The sequence below is a fragment of the Amycolatopsis plumensis genome, from assembly GCF_042652605.1.
In the GTDB taxonomy this organism is placed as follows: Bacteria; Actinomycetota; Actinomycetes; order Mycobacteriales; family Pseudonocardiaceae; genus Amycolatopsis; species Amycolatopsis plumensis.
In genome coordinates, this window is the sequence record NZ_JBHSJY010000001.1 from 3,439,561 (window position 1) to 3,454,301 (window position 14,741).

19 protein-coding genes are annotated in these 14,741 nt (G+C 70.1%); 8 read left to right on the plus strand and 11 right to left on the minus strand.

What is annotated here, in order from left to right:
- Window positions 1–98: 98 nt before the first annotated feature.
- The 6 genes from ACFPLC_RS16545 to ACFPLC_RS16570 are packed head-to-tail and all read right to left on the minus strand — an operon-like array spanning window position 99 to window position 2,922.
- Window positions 99–443: a hypothetical protein gene (locus ACFPLC_RS16545; RefSeq protein ID WP_378235853.1), complete on the minus strand. Its 345-nt coding sequence runs from the start codon at window positions 441–443 to the stop codon at window positions 99–101.
- Window positions 422–688 carry a hypothetical protein gene (locus ACFPLC_RS16550; RefSeq protein ID WP_378235854.1) on the minus strand — a complete coding sequence of 89 codons (267 nt, stop codon included), beginning with the start codon at window positions 686–688 and terminating at the stop codon, window positions 422–424. Before ACFPLC_RS16550 ends, ACFPLC_RS16545 begins: the two co-directional genes overlap by 22 nt.
- The gene (locus ACFPLC_RS16555) at window positions 685–1,053 is read right to left on the minus strand and encodes a hypothetical protein (RefSeq protein ID WP_378197661.1); all 369 of its coding nucleotides are present in this window, start codon (window positions 1,051–1,053) and stop codon (window positions 685–687) included. Before ACFPLC_RS16555 ends, ACFPLC_RS16550 begins: the two co-directional genes overlap by 4 nt.
- Window positions 1,050–1,859: a recombinase RecT gene (locus tag ACFPLC_RS16560; protein ID WP_378197659.1), complete on the minus strand. Its 810-nt coding sequence runs from the start codon at window positions 1,857–1,859 to the stop codon at window positions 1,050–1,052. The genes ACFPLC_RS16555 and ACFPLC_RS16560 overlap by 4 nt, the downstream gene beginning before the upstream one ends.
- Window positions 1,856–2,761, minus strand: coding sequence for a YqaJ viral recombinase family nuclease (locus tag ACFPLC_RS16565; protein ID WP_378197657.1), 906 nt, complete (start codon window positions 2,759–2,761; stop codon window positions 1,856–1,858). The genes ACFPLC_RS16560 and ACFPLC_RS16565 overlap by 4 nt, the downstream gene beginning before the upstream one ends.
- Complete coding sequence (locus ACFPLC_RS16570) at window positions 2,758–2,922, minus strand: hypothetical protein (RefSeq protein WP_378235855.1); 165 nt, start codon at window positions 2,920–2,922, stop codon at window positions 2,758–2,760. The genes ACFPLC_RS16565 and ACFPLC_RS16570 overlap by 4 nt, the downstream gene beginning before the upstream one ends.
- A 261-nt stretch (window positions 2,923–3,183) precedes the next feature.
- On the opposite strand from ACFPLC_RS16570, the gene ACFPLC_RS16575 reads away from it, so the two are divergent.
- On the plus strand, window positions 3,184–3,651 hold the full coding sequence (locus ACFPLC_RS16575; RefSeq protein WP_378197653.1) for a helix-turn-helix domain-containing protein: 468 nt from the start codon (window positions 3,184–3,186) through the stop codon (window positions 3,649–3,651).
- A gap of 34 nt (window positions 3,652–3,685) precedes the next feature.
- On the plus strand, window positions 3,686–4,183 hold the full coding sequence (locus ACFPLC_RS16580; RefSeq protein WP_378197651.1) for a hypothetical protein: 498 nt from the start codon (window positions 3,686–3,688) through the stop codon (window positions 4,181–4,183).
- Window positions 4,184–4,362: 179 nt separating this feature from the next.
- Here ACFPLC_RS16580 and ACFPLC_RS16585 read toward each other — a convergent pair whose 3' ends face one another.
- A complete protein-coding gene (locus ACFPLC_RS16585) occupies window positions 4,363–4,746 on the minus strand; it encodes a hypothetical protein (protein ID WP_378197650.1) in 384 nt (127 codons plus the stop codon).
- Window positions 4,747–4,809: 63 nt separating this feature from the next.
- Here ACFPLC_RS16585 and ACFPLC_RS16590 point away from each other — a divergent pair, with 63 nt between their 5' ends.
- The 3 genes from ACFPLC_RS16590 to ACFPLC_RS16600 all read left to right on the plus strand — a co-directional run bounded on the left by ACFPLC_RS16590 (window position 4,810) and on the right by ACFPLC_RS16600 (window position 6,669).
- Window positions 4,810–5,379, plus strand: coding sequence for a class I SAM-dependent methyltransferase (locus tag ACFPLC_RS16590; RefSeq protein WP_378197648.1), 570 nt, complete (start codon window positions 4,810–4,812; stop codon window positions 5,377–5,379).
- Between the two features lie 114 nt (window positions 5,380–5,493).
- The gene (locus tag ACFPLC_RS16595) at window positions 5,494–5,844 is read left to right on the plus strand and encodes a YciI family protein (RefSeq protein WP_378197646.1); all 351 of its coding nucleotides are present in this window, start codon (window positions 5,494–5,496) and stop codon (window positions 5,842–5,844) included.
- A gap of 33 nt (window positions 5,845–5,877) precedes the next feature.
- Window positions 5,878–6,669 carry an arylamine N-acetyltransferase family protein gene (locus ACFPLC_RS16600; protein WP_378197644.1) on the plus strand — a complete coding sequence of 264 codons (792 nt, stop codon included), beginning with the start codon at window positions 5,878–5,880 and terminating at the stop codon, window positions 6,667–6,669.
- Here the strand turns inward: ACFPLC_RS16600 and ACFPLC_RS16605 are convergent.
- Both ACFPLC_RS16605 and ACFPLC_RS16610 read right to left on the minus strand, forming a co-directional pair.
- Complete coding sequence (locus ACFPLC_RS16605) at window positions 6,663–8,984, minus strand: sensor domain-containing protein (protein ID WP_378197642.1); 2,322 nt, start codon at window positions 8,982–8,984, stop codon at window positions 6,663–6,665. The genes ACFPLC_RS16600 and ACFPLC_RS16605 overlap by 7 nt on opposite strands.
- 65 nt (window positions 8,985–9,049) lie before the next feature.
- Window positions 9,050–9,778, minus strand: coding sequence for a rhomboid-like protein (locus tag ACFPLC_RS16610; protein WP_378197640.1), 729 nt, complete (start codon window positions 9,776–9,778; stop codon window positions 9,050–9,052).
- Between the two features lie 168 nt (window positions 9,779–9,946).
- Here ACFPLC_RS16610 and ACFPLC_RS16615 point away from each other — a divergent pair, with 168 nt between their 5' ends.
- Window positions 9,947–10,495: a hypothetical protein gene (locus ACFPLC_RS16615; protein WP_378197638.1), complete on the plus strand. Its 549-nt coding sequence runs from the start codon at window positions 9,947–9,949 to the stop codon at window positions 10,493–10,495.
- A gap of 22 nt (window positions 10,496–10,517) precedes the next feature.
- On the opposite strand, the gene ACFPLC_RS16620 is transcribed toward ACFPLC_RS16615, so the two are convergent.
- Together ACFPLC_RS16620 and ACFPLC_RS16625 are read right to left on the minus strand one after the other, a co-directional pair.
- Window positions 10,518–11,723, minus strand: coding sequence for an alkaline phosphatase (locus tag ACFPLC_RS16620; RefSeq protein WP_378197637.1), 1,206 nt, complete (start codon window positions 11,721–11,723; stop codon window positions 10,518–10,520).
- A gap of 100 nt (window positions 11,724–11,823) precedes the next feature.
- Window positions 11,824–13,155, minus strand: coding sequence for a nucleobase:cation symporter-2 family protein (locus ACFPLC_RS16625; RefSeq protein ID WP_378197635.1), 1,332 nt, complete (start codon window positions 13,153–13,155; stop codon window positions 11,824–11,826).
- A gap of 131 nt (window positions 13,156–13,286) precedes the next feature.
- On the opposite strand from ACFPLC_RS16625, the gene ACFPLC_RS16630 reads away from it, so the two are divergent.
- Both ACFPLC_RS16630 and ACFPLC_RS16635 read left to right on the plus strand, forming a co-directional pair.
- Complete coding sequence (locus tag ACFPLC_RS16630) at window positions 13,287–14,426, plus strand: 5-methyltetrahydropteroyltriglutamate--homocysteine S-methyltransferase (protein WP_378197633.1); 1,140 nt, start codon at window positions 13,287–13,289, stop codon at window positions 14,424–14,426.
- The gene (locus ACFPLC_RS16635) at window positions 14,423–14,740 is read left to right on the plus strand and encodes an NIPSNAP family protein (protein ID WP_191312392.1); all 318 of its coding nucleotides are present in this window, start codon (window positions 14,423–14,425) and stop codon (window positions 14,738–14,740) included. Before ACFPLC_RS16630 ends, ACFPLC_RS16635 begins: the two co-directional genes overlap by 4 nt.
- The last annotated feature ends 1 nt before the right edge of the window (window position 14,741 follow it).

A 14,741-nucleotide genomic window follows, 5' to 3' on the forward strand; every position in this document is an offset into this window, starting at 1 on the left:
GACGCGCCTATTCGTTGGTGCGCTTGGGTTTCGAGTGGCGCAGACGCTATGGCCGAACTGACGCGGTTCGTGCACCAGGAGTACACAAACCGCCTGGTTCACCCGGTCGGCGCAACGGTCGTCGTTCGGGCAATCCACACCCGGTTTCGGCTCGCACGTCGGCTTCGCCGGCGGCTGCGGTACTCGCCGCACGGCACAATCAGCCGGCGTGCGGCCCACGTGCCGAGCACGGACGGAAGGACGTTCGGCGAGTGCGGCTCGACGTCCTTGGGAACGGCCTTGCGGACGTCCTCGGCGGTGAACGGCCGGCCCTCGCGGACCAGCTCGGCGAGGGCGGCCTCGGCCGCGGCCCGGTAGTCGCGGTTCACGGCGACCGCGGCGGCGAGGTTGGCCTCTTGGCCGGCGTGCCGGTCGGCGAACCCTAGGGCGAGCTGGTCGGCCACGGCTTGGACCCCTCCCACGGTCGTGACCGGATCTCGCGAGCCCACTCGGCCAGGTAGGCGAGCAGTTCGCGGTGTCCGGACATGTCGTAGACCCGCTGCGCCGGCGTTCGCTCAGCGACTACCGGGCATGTCGGGCACTCCGGGCAGCAGGGCGAGCAGTCGGTCGGGTCGCAGCAACCGGCGTCGAGGTGCTCAGCGCAGCAGACGACAACGCGGCCAGTTGGCACGAGCGCGGATGCGATCACGCGGTCACCTCCCGCAGGGCCGAGCGCAGCATCGACAGGTGTTGCTCGGCGCGCACGGCGCGCGCCTTCCACTCGGCGGCCGCGGTGAGCTGCTGCCGGATCTCGCCGAGGGTGAGCCCGTCGAGCGGGTCGACCTCGATCTCGGCGGCCGGCGTGGTCCGGTGCTTGTTCAGGTGCGGCCGGATCGAGTGCATGTTGTCCGAGGTGTAGTCGCAGTGGACGCACCCGTACGTCGTCGAGCCGTCGGCGAGTAGCAGCGTTCGCGTTTGCCGCCAGTGCACCGGCGCTCCACCCTTGGCGCGCATCGGCGCCTCGGTCGGCTCGTCGGCGATCACCTCGAGCCCCTTCGCGCTGGTCGCGGTCATCGCTCACCGTCCGCGGTGTCCGCCGGCGTGGCCGGCCAGTCCTCGACGACCTCGGCGTCGACGACGTCCTCGGCGGTGGGCAGGGTGACCGGTGCGGCCGGCGGCGTCTCGGGCGGCGGCCCGTCGGGCTGCCAGACGCGCTCGGCGCTGGTCGGCACCCACTTCGCGAGCTGGTGCGCGGCCGACTTGAGCCACATCGCCTTGGGGTTCCACTGCCACGGCGAGAACGGCGAGTCGGCGCCCTCGGCCTTGGACAGAATCACGGCGATGTCCTGGGCGGACAGCACCGAGACGTTGCTCGTTGCCCCGTCGCGCATCTTCGCGTAGGCGTAGGCGAGCACCAGGTCGCCGCGGTCGGCGCGCCAGTTGATCTCGTGCACCGGCCGGTCGTGCTCGCCCGGGTTGTAGGTGAACGTGTCGTGCTCGCGCACCACTTCGACCTTGACCGACGACACCGCGCCGGCCCTGTACATGAGTTCCACCTCGCCCTGATAGCCAGTGATTCCGAGGACCTCGGGACCGCGCTTGGTCTTGCGCGGCACTAGGTAGTACTGCTCCGTGCCCGGCTCAAGGCCCTTGCGCGCGGCGTCGAGCAGTGCGACAAGCAACGACGTCGGGTTCTTCTCCGCAGCGTGCGCGAGCTGCGGACTCCGGCGCAGGGCACCGGTAGCGATGCGCAGCCAGGTCTCGGGCTTGATGTGGCTGGGAAGCACGGTCGCGAAGTCCGTGCGGTACCTGCGCACGAGCGCGGCCGGCGAGTTGTCCCGCTGCTGCGCGACGGTGGACGTAACGGTCTGGGTGGTCATGCTGCTGCGCTCACCTTCTGCGGTGTCGAACGGATGGGAGACGGGCGCAGCGACGGCGGCGAGTCGCCGGTGCCAGGTACACGGATGGCGATCGACTCGCCCGCGACCACGGCGCGCCGGCCGGAGCCGAGCGCGTCGAGCACTTCGGCGGCCGCCCGCCGCTTGGCGTCTTCTGCTGCTTTGTGCTCGGCGATCGCACGTCGGTACCGCTCGGCCAGCCCCGGGGCGATCTCGACCTCGACGTCGTCGATCAGCGGGTGCAGTGCGCGCACTGTCCGGTAAGTCGCGGTGTGCTCGTCGATGTCCGGGCGTTCGTCTCGCTCGAGGGTGTCGAGAAACTCGCGGCCAGCCTCACGCAGCACCGAAACCTCGGCGATGTTCCAGTCGACGACGTACTCGCGGTAGTCCGAGCCGGAGATCAACACGGCGATGTGCGCGCGAGACAGGCCGAGGGTGTCGAGCTGCCATAGGGCTTGCGTCCGGTAGTAGATCGGCACCTCGTCGGTACCCGGCTCGCCCCACTCGTCCGTGTTGTGCGACGTCTTCACCTCGAGCAGCGCGCGCTCGGTGAGGCTCGACAGCAGCCGGTCAGGCGTGGCGACCTGCCAGCGGCGCGCCCTGCTCGCCCACGTGCCGGACCGACGCATCCGGTACTCGGGGTGCTGCTCGGCGAACGCGCGGGCGATCGGGTCCTCGAGCCAGCGACCCCACCGCATGACAGCGTTGTCGCCCTCCGGGTCTACGTTGCCTTTCTTCTTGTGCCAGAGGGAAAAGCGGCTTTCCCACGGCGACAGCCCGAGCACCGCGGCCACTTCGGACCCGCCAAGCACGGACGTGCGGGCGGCGTGCCAAGCGGCCGAGCCTGGCTCGAATGTGCCCACCCGGACAGCGGCGGTGCTCAACTTGCCACCTCCGCGCGCTCGAGCGTCGAGGCGCCGTCGCTGCCGGTTACCTCGAACACCACGTCGAACGGGATGTCAAGTCCGGTGATGGTCGCGGCGATGAACTCGTTTCCGGGCCACTGCTCGCCGTCGAGCACGCGCCCGACGGTCGACTGACTCACGCCGAGGCACTTCGCGAGCGCGTACCGCGACCGCAGCCCTTTCGCAGTGGCAATCTTGCTCAGCGCATCCGGTCGGATGCGGACGTGCGATGTCACTAACGTTCCCCTCCTGCTTCCGCGTGTGGAAGTCGCAAACCCCCGCGGAAGATCGACAATACGGGCAGGTGGAACGGACTTTCAACGCTTCCGTGCACGCAAGTACGTGAGTGACAGACGTTCGTCGGGTGTCGATACTTCCGTGTGCGGAAGTAGGATGCCGCCATGGCTGACGGGCAATGGTGGGCTTACCTGCAAGCGCAACTCGAGCAACGAGGATGGAAGCCGGCGCAGCTCGCGCGCGCTTCTGGCGTCTCCGAGAGCAGGATCTCTGATTGGCGAAAACGCGGCTCACCACCCACGATTCCCAACGCGCGAGCTGTCGCCGAGGCTCTTGGTGAGCCCCTTGTGCCGCTGCTGGTCGGTGCTGGACTGCTCGAGCCGGGCGAGGCTCGTCAAAGCCTCTCGGCGTACTCCGTGCGCGAGCTGCTCGACGAGGTCGACGCCCGATTCGGCGAGTTGACCTCCCGAGTTCCCGATGTGCACGTGAACAAGGCCACGTTCGACCGAGGTAACCCTCTTCAGCTCGTCGCCGACAGCCCAAGTACGGAACCGATGAGAGTTCAACAAGAGCGCGAGTGGCTCAGCGAGGCCGAACGGCCCGACGAACCCGGCCCGGACACCGGCGCCTGACTTCCCACCGCCCGCGTGTTGGGGAGGAACACGCATGGAATGGGGCCGCACCTACGACCCGTACCAGCACGCCGAGGCGCTCGGCGCCGAGGTGATTGTGTCGCCTGCCGTGTCCGGCTGGGGCGACTACCGCGGTGGTTTGATCCGCCTTAACCCGCTCCTGAACCAGGCTGAAGCGCGGTGCACGGTCGCGCACGAGATCGTGCACCACGAGCGGCGAGACGACGTGCTCGGCTACTGCGGTGTGCGGTGGCTTGATACCAGGCTCGAGCGGCGCGTGCACGCGACGGCAGCGCGTCGGCTGATCGTGGTTGCCGAGTTGGCCGATGCCGTCCGCTGGTCGGACGACCCGGACGAGATAGCCGAGGGGCTCGTCGTTGACGTCCGGACGCTCTACCTTCGAGTGCTCGATCTTCCACGGCGCGAGTTCGACGAGCTGCACAAGCGAGTCGGTGCACGCGAGCGTCGAGCGCTCGACGACGTCCGCCGCTACGCGGCCCGGCGGCTTCGACAGCCACGGCGGGCTGGTTAGCAAGATCGTTTAGCGAGCGTACAACTTACGGGGTTGCGCTTGCTGATAACCTGCAATCCCGCAGGTGAGCACAGCGCTCGGAGAGCTACACCTGAAAAGCGGAAGGTCGCCGGTTCGACCCCGGCCCTGGCCACGCACGAAGAAGCCGTCTTGACTCCGGTCGAGGCGGCTTTCTTGTTTCAAGCGCTGAACGGCACGACGACGATCTGGTCGTCGTCCTCGTAGACGATCCTTCCGGGCGCCTGGTGCGAGACCAGCTTGTCGCACCGGAGGCCGTGGGCGTCGAGGATTTCCAGGTAGCCGGCGGCGCGCGCGACGAGCGCTTCGGCCGACTCCTTGAACCACGCAGTCGCCCCCGGATTGACCGAGTGGTCGTAGACGGTCGGGTCGACCGTCGTCGGGTTGGTGTAGTGGGCCTCGTACCAAGCGTGGTTGGTCCGGCGGAACTCTTCCTGCTCGGGCGTGAGCCGACCGGCCCGGCTCAAGGTGTTGATCAACCCGAAGAACCCGGGATGACGCCCTTCGGCGGTGGGCTCGGCGCTCTGGAACCTGACGTAGGCCATGCGGCATTCATACCGCGTCCGCGGGCGCGCGGAATTGTCGGTGCGGACCGGCACGATGTCACCGTGACGAACATCTGGGACGCCGAAGCCGCCACTTTCGACGACCAGCCCGACCACGGCCTGCGGGACCCGGCCGTGCGGGCTGCGTGGTCGGACCTGCTGCTGCCGCTGATGCCGCCGGCTCCCGCGGCCGTCGTGGACCTCGGGTGCGGGACCGGAAGCCTCTCCTTGTTGCTCGCGCAGGCCGGTCATGCCGTGTGTGGCGTTGATCTCTCGCCGCGGATGCTCGCGGTCGCCGCCGGGAAGACCGCCGAGGTGGACTTTCGGGTGGGAGATGCCGCCGATCCGCCGTGTCCACCTCATGCCTACGACGTCGTGCTGGCGCGGCACGTGCTCTGGGCCATGCCCGACGCGGCCGCCGCGCTCGGGGCCTGGGTGCGGTTGCTGAAGCCCGGCGGCCGGCTGGTGCTCGTCGAAGGCCGGTGGTTCACCGGCGCCGGGATCACCGCGGCCGAGTGCGAGCGCCTCGTCCTGGCCTGGAGAGAAGAGGCGGCCGTGACCCGGCTCGACGACCCGGCTCTGTGGGGTGGCCCCGTCGAAGACGAACGGTACGTGCTCGTCAGCCACCGCTGACACGCTAGGCCGAACGAGTGAACCGCGGAAAGCCGTGTCCGGACTCGCGCGGCCGCACCGACCCCTCGGCGAAAGGCGCCCACCAGGGGCGCCACCCACCCACGGGAGCCGAAGATGCGTTACCTGCTGACCCTCCACATGAACCCTGCCCTTTGGGTCACCCTCACCGACGACCAGAAGAACGCCGTCTACGAAGGTCACGGCGCCTTCATCAAGCTCGTCACCGAGACCGGCGAGATGGTCGAGACCAAGGCGCTCGCCGAACCCGGCGACACCAAGACCATCCGGGTCGAGAACGGGGTGGCGCACACGAAAACCGGCGGCTACGTCGAGTCGGAGGCCTTTCTCTGCGGCTACTACGTCGTCGACGTCGAAAGCGAAGAGCGCGCCGTCGAGCTGGCCGCGAAGATCCCCGACGCCGAGTACACCGCCGTCGAGGTGCGGAAGATCGTCCATGAAGGTTGACCTCCAGCAAGGTCGAGGGTCCACCATGGATCCATGACCACCGAAGGGGAATGGGGCATCGGCGCCGTCGATCTCGACGCCTACCTCGCGCGCGTCGGGCAGCCGCGGCGGGCGCCGTCCGAGGCCGCGCTCAAGGAGCTCATGCGAGCCCACGTCAACACCATCCCGTTCGAGAACATCGACGTCGTTCTCGGGCAGCACCAAGGGATTTCGCTCGACGTCGTCAGCGCGAAGCTGGTCGGACGGCGACGGGGCGGCTACTGCTACGAGCAGAGTGGCCTCTTCGCCGCCGTCATCGAGCAGCTCGGCTACACCGTGCACCGGCTGTCCGCGCGCGTGCAGCCGCGGCGGCCGGGGCCGTACACGCACATGACGCTCGTCGTCGACGTCGACGAGCAGAGCTTCCTCGCCGACGTCGGGTTCGGGGCCGGGATCCTCGACCCCATGCCGCTCGTCGACGGCCACGAAGTCGACCAGGCCGGGTGGCCGCACCGGATCACCCACCGGAACGGCTGGTGGACGCTGCAGAAGGGCGAGGAGGACATCCTCGAATTCCGCCTCAACGAGATGCACCCCATCGACTACGAGGTCTACCACCACTACACGTCGACGCACCCGAAGTCGCCGTTCACCGGGCGGCTGGTGATCATGACGATCGAACCGGGCGTCAGCCGCAAGCTCCTCGGGCGCGAACTCACCGTCGAGAAACCCGACGGCAGCAGCAAGACCACCACCATCGCGCCCGACGAGCTCGACGCCACCCTCAAGGACCTCGGCATCGAGCTGACCGATGACGAACTGGAGCGGCTGAAGCAGATCTACTGACCGAACAGCTCGGCCGCCGGCACTGGGCGGCCGAGGTGGTAGCCCTGCGCCTGGTCGCAGCCGAGGGCGCGGAGCAGTTCCAGCTGCTCCGCGCACTCGACGCCCTCGGCGATCACCGTCAGGTCCACCGCGTGGGCCATCGCGATGATGCTCGTGACGATCGCCTCCGCGTCCCGCGACTCGGCGATCCCGGTGATGAACGACCGGTCGATCTTGAGCGTGTCCAGCGTCAGCCGGCGCAGCTGCGCCAGCGACGAATAGCCGGTGCCGAAGTCGTCGATGGCCAGCAGCACGCCCAAGGACCGCAGGGACGCCAGCACTTCCGCGGCCGCTTCCTGGTCGCGCATCAACGCGCTTTCGGTGACCTCCAGGCAGAGCGCACCGGCCGGCAGCCCGGTGGCCGCCAGCGCGTCCTGAACCGCGGGCACCAGGTGCGGGTCGTCGAGCTGCCGGGTGGAGAGGTTGACCTTCAAGGTGAGGTCCAGACCTTGGCGCACCCGCCGCGTAGCGAGCTCGCGGGTCGTCGCGCGCAGCATCTCCTTGCCGATCACGTTGATCAGGTCGCTCTCCTCGGCGAGCGGGATGAACTCCGACGGCGAGATCGGGCCGTGCCGCGGGTGCGTCCACCGCAGCAGCGCCTCCACCGCGACCATCTCGCCGCTCCGCAGGTCGACGACCGGCTGGTAGGCGGGCCAGAGCTGCCCGTCGTGGACCGCGTCGCGCAGGTCCTGCTCCATCCGCAGCCGCCGCTGCATCCGCTCGCGCAGGCTGACGTCGAAGAAGTGGTGCCGGCCGCGGCCGAGCGCTTTCGCCTGGTACATCGCGACATCCGCGTCGCGCAGCAGGTCCTCGGCGCTGCGGCGGTCGTCGCGGCCGACGAGCACGACGCCGATGCTCGCGTCGAGGTGCAGCTGCCTGCCGAGGACGCCGATCGGTTCGGCCAGCGCGGCCCGCAGGTGCTCGGCCAGCGCGCGGACCTCGCCTGCGTCGGTGACCTCGGCGGTGACGACGACGAACTCGTCGCCGCCGAGCCGGCCGACCAGGTCTTCGCGGCCCGAGCTGCGGCGCAGGCGTTCGCCGACGATCCGCAGCACCTGGTCGCCGACCGAGTGCCCGAGCGAGTCGTTGATGACCTTGAACTTGTCCAGGTCGAGGAACAGCACGGTGACCGCGCCCCGCGAGCGGACGTCGAGCCTGCCGAGCACCAGGGTCCGGTTCGCCAGCCGGGTCAGCGGGTCGTGCGTGGCGTCGTGCGCGAGCTGCGCGCTGATCGCGCGGGTCTCGGTGATGTCGGTGAACGACGTGACCACGGCCATCGCCGCCGGGTCGTCCGGGTCGAGCAGCCGCGAGGTCAGCGACACCCAGACGTCCCGGCCGTCCGGCCGGCGCAGGCGGACGACCAGGCCGTTGTGCGTGACACCGGTGCGCCGGGTCTGCACCGACGGCATCTCGTCCGGCGGGATCCACTGCCCGGACTCGGTGAACAGCGTCAGCGTGTGGCACGGGACGCCGATCAGGTCGGCTTCGGCGACACCGAGGATCCGGCAGGCCGCCGGGTTCGCCGCTTCGATCAGCCCGCCGGCGCCCATCACGAGCACGCCTTCGTCGAGGGACGCGACCACCGTGCGGTAGTTCTGCTCGGCCCGCCGCCGCGCGGTTTCGTCGGCGCAGACGAGCACGTACCCGTCGTTCATCTCGGCGGCCGAGACGCGGATGGCCAGGGGAGCACCGTCCCGCCGCCGGTGCACCGCTTCCGCGACGCCGCCGCCGCGCCGGATGGCCGGCAGGTCGAGCGGCGCGCCGACGAGCTCGCTCGCCCGCCGCCCGACGGCTTCGGCCGCGGTCCAGCCGTACACCGCCTCGGCGGCCGGGTTCCAGCTGGTCACGACGCCTTCGCCGGTGGTCGCGATGAGGGCGTCGCTCACGTGCGACACCAGCGCGGCCTGGTAGCGGAGGGCGTCGGCGGCCGCCTTCTTCGCCGTGATGTCGCGCATGACGACCTGGTACTTGGCCGCACCGAGCCGCACGAACACCGTCTCGACGGCGAACTTGCTGCCGTCCACCCGGGACATCAGCGCTTCGACGGGCTCGCTCGCCTGCCCCGGCTTCGTCAGCCGGGCGAGCTTTTCGATCACCGCGGCCTGCGCGTCCTCGGCGACGAAGTCGGTGAAGCGGCGGCCGACCACCTCGTCGGCGGAGCGCGCGGCGAACGTTTCGAGCGCCGCGCGGTTGGCGTAGGTGAGCACGCCGTGCTCGTGCACGCAGATCGCGTCCGGACTCAGCTCGACCAGTTCGGCGAGCGAGTCGGCCTCCATGTGCGTCCGTCCCCCGTCAAGTCGGCGTGTGGCTCGTCGATTACACCACCGACTCCGGCTCGTGCCTACCCGGCGGAATCCGGGCCCGGCCTGCGGATGCGCGTCCGCAGCCACGGCCCGCAGACCAGCAGCCCGAAGTGCGCGGCGAACGCGTGGCCGAGCAGCGTGACGATCGAGTCCAGGCTGATCGGGTCGTCGCTCAGCCAGATCACCGCGATGAACGCCTCCATCGCGGCCAGCGCCGCCAGGCGTACCCGGCGGGGCAGGAGGAACACCAGCGCGCCGGCGGTGGTGAAGAAGCCGTAGCTGACCCCGATGTCGAGCCAGTGCCCGGCCGAGCTCGGCAGCACGTGCGCGCTGATCAAGGCCATCACCGGCAGCTCGGTGACGAGCGTGGCCACGATGTGGCCGGAGAAGAACACCAGTGCGGTGTGGCGGGTGCCGAACCGGCGTTCCAGCGGCGCGACGGCGATCGCGAAGATCACCGCGTAGGGCAGCCAGCTCTCGCCGGGCAACCAGATCGCGCTGGTCAGCAGGGAGGTCAGCGGCCGCCGCCACAGGTTGTGGGCGTCGGTGCTGGACAGCCGGAGCAGCCGGTCCGTCAGCGCCGGGTCGGCGAACCTGAGCAGCAGGGTCGTGCCCAGCAGGACGACCAGGTAGCCGAAGGTGAACGGCGTCGTCTTCGGGGTGGGGACGTACCGCAGCACCGCCCACGGGCCGCGGCGGCGCGGCACGGCGATCGAGGGGATCGGCCGGTCGGCTCGCAGCAGCATGGACCGAGCTTCGGTGGTCATGCTGGGAGTATCACGAGCGGCAGCTTAGAAAACGCTGTGGATGTCACTCAACGTCAGATCTTGCATCACGTGACGAATTTTTGCCGCTACTTCACCCGTTCGGGGTCTTTTTACGGTAAGAATACGGCCACGATGTCGGCCGAAAGGCCTCTCGGGAAGGTCTGTCGGGTGAACGACGAGGTATCGGTCGCCGAGCTGCTCGTGCGTGAGGGCTGGGGCGACCGTGCGGAACCGGGGCCGTCGCGCTGGCGGGTGGTCGCGGTGATGCTCGCCGTCATCGTGGGCTGCGGCGCCGCGGCCGCCCTGGTCGCCTTCGGCGGCAAGGACCGCCAGGACGCGTCCCCGGTCGACCAGATCCAGGTGATCCCGTTCCCGCAGCGCACCACCGGGCTGGGCGGCGCCGACCAGGCGACCGACTCGCCGCCGGAGGGCGGGATCGGCGGCGGCACCGGCGGCGACGTCGTCACGGCGTCGAACGAGCACCGCGGCACCGTCACCGAGGTGCCGGGCCGCGACCCGGCCACCACCGACAGCGCCGCCACCGGAACCGCGACCCCGACCGCCACGGCGACCGGCTCGGCTCCCGCGACCACGGGCGGGGCGACCACCACACCGCCGGGGAACCCGCCGCCGTCCGGCGGTCGCCCGCCGACTCCGACTCCGACTCCCACGCCGCGGACCCAGCCCTCGTGCCTCCTGGGGATCATCTGCTGGTGATCGGGGCCGGCTGCTTCGCGATTCAGTTGGCTTCGAGCCGTGCTGCCTGGACCATCGCGCGGTAGACGTCGGTGTTGTCCAGGGTGCGGCCGAGCGCGCCGGACCCGGGCCCGCTTGCGGTGACCGGCGTGGCGGCGCCGGTGTGGTCGCCGGTCGTCCAGTCCACCTTGAACCGCAGGTTCGAGCCCGGCACGGGGAACGGCCCGTCCTCGTCACCCTCGTTCGGCCCGTCGGCGTTCTCGATGCTCAGCCCGCCGGTTTCGTGGTCGCCGCCGACGATCACCAGGGTGTCCGGGTGCGCGCGGGTGAAGCGCAGCACCTCGGTGATCGCGGCCTCGAGCGCGCGGCCCGCGTCGATCACCGCGTGCGCGTTGTTCTCGTGGGACAAGCCGTCGATGCCCTCTTCTTCGAGGAAGAGGAAGAACCCGCGCGGGTTGGCCGATAGCGTGTCGAGGGCCTTCTTCGCCATCTGGGCCAGGGGGACGCTCGGCGCGTACTTCCCGACGCCGTCCGGCCCGTAGTCGATCATGTCCTCGTTGGCGAACAGGCCGAGGATCCGCGCCGACCGCGTCCGCTGCAGCTCCTGGGCGTTGCGGACGTAGGTGTAGCCGCTGCGCCGGGCCTGCGTCACGAGGTTGCCGTACGGGCTCCGGCTTTCCTCGCCGGGCTTGGCGGGCCACGCGCCGGTCTCGCCCTTCGGGAACCACCAGTCCTCGCCGCCGCCGAGCAGGACGTCCGGACGGCTGTCGGCGACGTACTGGCGGGCGATGTCGCTCTGGAGGTCGCGGCTCGGGACGTGGGCGGCGAACGCGGCCGGGGACGCCCCGGTGACCTGCGCCGTGGTGACCAGGCCGGTCGACTTGCCCGCGCGTTTCGCCTGCTCCAGCACGGTTGGCAGGGGTCGCCCGGCGGGATCGACGCCGACCGCGCCGTTGCGGGTCTTGTGCCCGGTCGCCAGCGCCGTGGCCGCCGCGGCGGAGTCGGTGACGACCTCCTCGGGGTCATCGGGATCGGTGTGCACGAGCCCGGTGACCGGCAGCCGGTTCATGGCGAGGTCGCCGTGCCGCCCGAGGGTGGCCAAGCGGACCAGCTCGCGCTGGCCGAGGCCCATGCCGTCGCCCTGGATGTAGATGATGTTGCGCGCGTGGCTCGCCGCCGGCCCGGCCGCCGAAGCGGTCACCCCACTGCCGAACAGGACCACTGCCGCCACGAGTACCCCGGACCGCATCGCGCCTCCCGTCGAAATAGTTAGGAAACTTTCCTAACATACGATAGGGAGAAACGCGAGGTCCCGCCCGGGACCGCGGCCGTGCTCGTCGACCGGCTGCTCAAGGCGTTTCGAGCAGGTCCGGCTCCGAGCGCCGGCCAAGGTGGTTGAACAGCAGGTTCAGCGCGAACGCCAGCACCGCCGCCACCGTGATCGAGCTGCCGCAGATCGTCTGCAGCCAGGCCGGGAAGTGCTTGAAGATGTCCGGGGCGAACGCAGGCAGCAGGCCGACGCCGAGGGCGACCGCGACGATGAAGGTGTTGTGGTTGCCGGAGAACTCGACCGTCCGGAGGTTCTGGGCGCCGACGGCGGCGACCATCGCGAACATCACGACCGCGACCCCGCCGATCACCGGTTCCGGGATGGCCGCGATGAACGCGCCGATCTTCGGCACCAGGCCCATCGCGACCAGGATCCCGCCGGTCACCGCGACGACCCAGCGGCTGCGCACGCCGGTCATCCGCACCAGGCCGACGTTCTGCGCGAACGCCGTGTCGGGGAAGGAGTTCATCACCCCGCCGAGCACGGCCGAGACGCCGTCGGTGGCCAGGCCGCGCGCGAGGTCGGCGTCGGTCGGCGGGCGCCCGGTGATCTCGCCGACGGCGATCATGTCGGCGGTCGACTCGGTGAACGTCACCAGCATGACCACGCACATCGACAGGATCGCGGCGATCGGGAACGTCGGCGCGCCGAAGTGGAACGGCGAGGCCAGCCCGAACCAGCCGGCCGCACGCAGGCCGTCCCAGTGCACCAGCCCCATCGGGATCGCCGCGACCAGGCCGATCGCCAGCGCGAGCAGCGGCCCGATCTGGTTGGCGAACCCGCGCAGCACCCGCGTGAACAGCACGAGCAGCGCGAGCACGCCGAAGGCCAGCCCGAGGTGCGACGGCGCCGCGTAGTCCGGTGCCGTGCTGTCGTGGCCGGCGATCATCGCCGCGCCCGGGCCGAGCAGCGAGACGCCGATGACCAGCAGCAGCGTCCCGGTGACCAGCGGCGGGAAGAACCGGATCAGCTTGGCGAACGGCCGCGCGATGAGCAGCCCGAACACGCCGGAGGCGAGCATCGCGCCGTAGACCGCGGGCAGGCCGTACTGGGACGCGATGAGGATCATCGGGTTGACGACGGTGAACGTCGCGCCCGCCACCACCGGCAGCCGGATGCCGAGCAGCTTCCCGACGCCGACGGCCTGTATGACCGTCGCGATGCCCGCGACCAGCAGATCGGCGTTGACCAGCAGCCCGATCGTCGCCGGGGCGAGCTTCAGCGCGCTGCCGACGATCAGCGGCACCGCCACCGAACCGGCGTACATGATCGACATGTGCTGGAGGCCGAGCAGGGCGAGCCGCCCGGCGGGCAGGCCCCGGTCGACCGGGTGGACCGCGGATTCCGTCATGAGCGCCCCCTGAGGCAACAGCTTGGTCGATGTCACAGCCAACGCGGTGCCGGTGACGGTGGCAAGTCCCGGGCGTGATGATCATGTTTCGGGGGGCGGCGCAACGGCCGGGAATGTGTGAACATCGGTGCATGACTTCGGGTGGCATTTCCCAGGTGGGCCCGCCGTTTCGCGCCGATCACGTGGGGAGCCTGCTCCGGCCCCCGGTGCTGCGTGACGCGCGACGGCGGCACGAAAGCGGTGAGATCGGCGCGGAGCAGCTCCGCGCGGTCGAGGACGACGCGATCCGCGACGTCATCAAGATGCAACGGGCCGCCGGGCTGAGCTCGGCGACCGACGGCGAGTTCCGGCGCGCGTCCTGGCACATGGACTTCATCTACGCGCTCGGCGGCATCTCGAAGAGCGACCAGCGGCTGCACGTCAAGTTCCACAACCTCGCGGGCGACCTCGAGTTCAGCCCGCCCGGGCTGCAGGTCGACGGCAAGGTGCGGCTCGACGAACCGATCTTCGCCGACCACTTCCGGTTCCTGCAGTCCCATGTGGACCCCGGCGTGACGCCGAAGCTGACCATCCCGTCGCCGAGCATGGTCTACTACCGCGGCGGCCGGGCCGCGGTGAGCGAAAGCGTCTACCCGGACCTCGAGGAGTTCTTCGCCGACCTCAGCGCGGCCTACTCCGCGCAGGTCGCGGCGATGGCCAACCTCGGCTGCCGGTACCTGCAGCTCGACGACACGAGCCTCGCCTACCTCAACGACCCGGCACAGCGGGAGCTCGTCGCGCGGATGGGCGGTGACCCGGACCGGCAGCACCTGCGCAACATCGCCACGATGAACGCGGCTCTGGCCGGGCGGCCCGAGGGCCTCACGGTGACGACCCACCTGTGCCGCGGCAACTTCCGGTCGTCGTGGGCGGCGGAAGGCAGCTACGAGTTCGTCGCCGAGGTGCTCTTCGGCGAACTCGCCGTCGACGGGTTCTTCCTCGAGTACGACGACGAACGCTCCGGCGGCTTCGAGCCGCTGCGGTTCGTGCCGAAGGACAAGAAGGTGGTGCTCGGCCTGGTCACGACGAAGCGGCCCGAGCTGGAGGACCCAGACGCCCTGGTGCGGCGGATCGAGGAGGCTTCCCGGTACGTCGACATCGACCGGCTGTGCCTGTCCCCGCAGTGCGGGTTCTCCTCGACGGAGGAGGGCAACGACCTCACCGCGGACGACCAGCTGCGCAAGCTGGAGCTGATCGTGTCGACGGCCGACCGCGTGTGGGGCGGCCAGTGATCACCTGCGTCGTCGACTACGTCATCGACCCCGCGAAGCTGCCCGACTTCGAGCGCTTCGCCGCGGCGTGGATGCGCCTGGTGCAGCGCGAGGGCGGCATCCACCACGGCTACTTCCTGCCGTCGGAGGGGGCGAGCGACGAAGCCCGGGCGTTGTTCAGCTTCGAGAGCCTGGCGGCGTACGAGCGCTACCGGACGCTGTTCGGCGTCGACCCGGACTTCATCGAGGCGGACAAGATCCGGGACGAGAGCGGGTGCGTGGTGCGGTACCGGCGCACGTTCATGCGCCCGCTCCTACCGGACGACGACCTCTGAG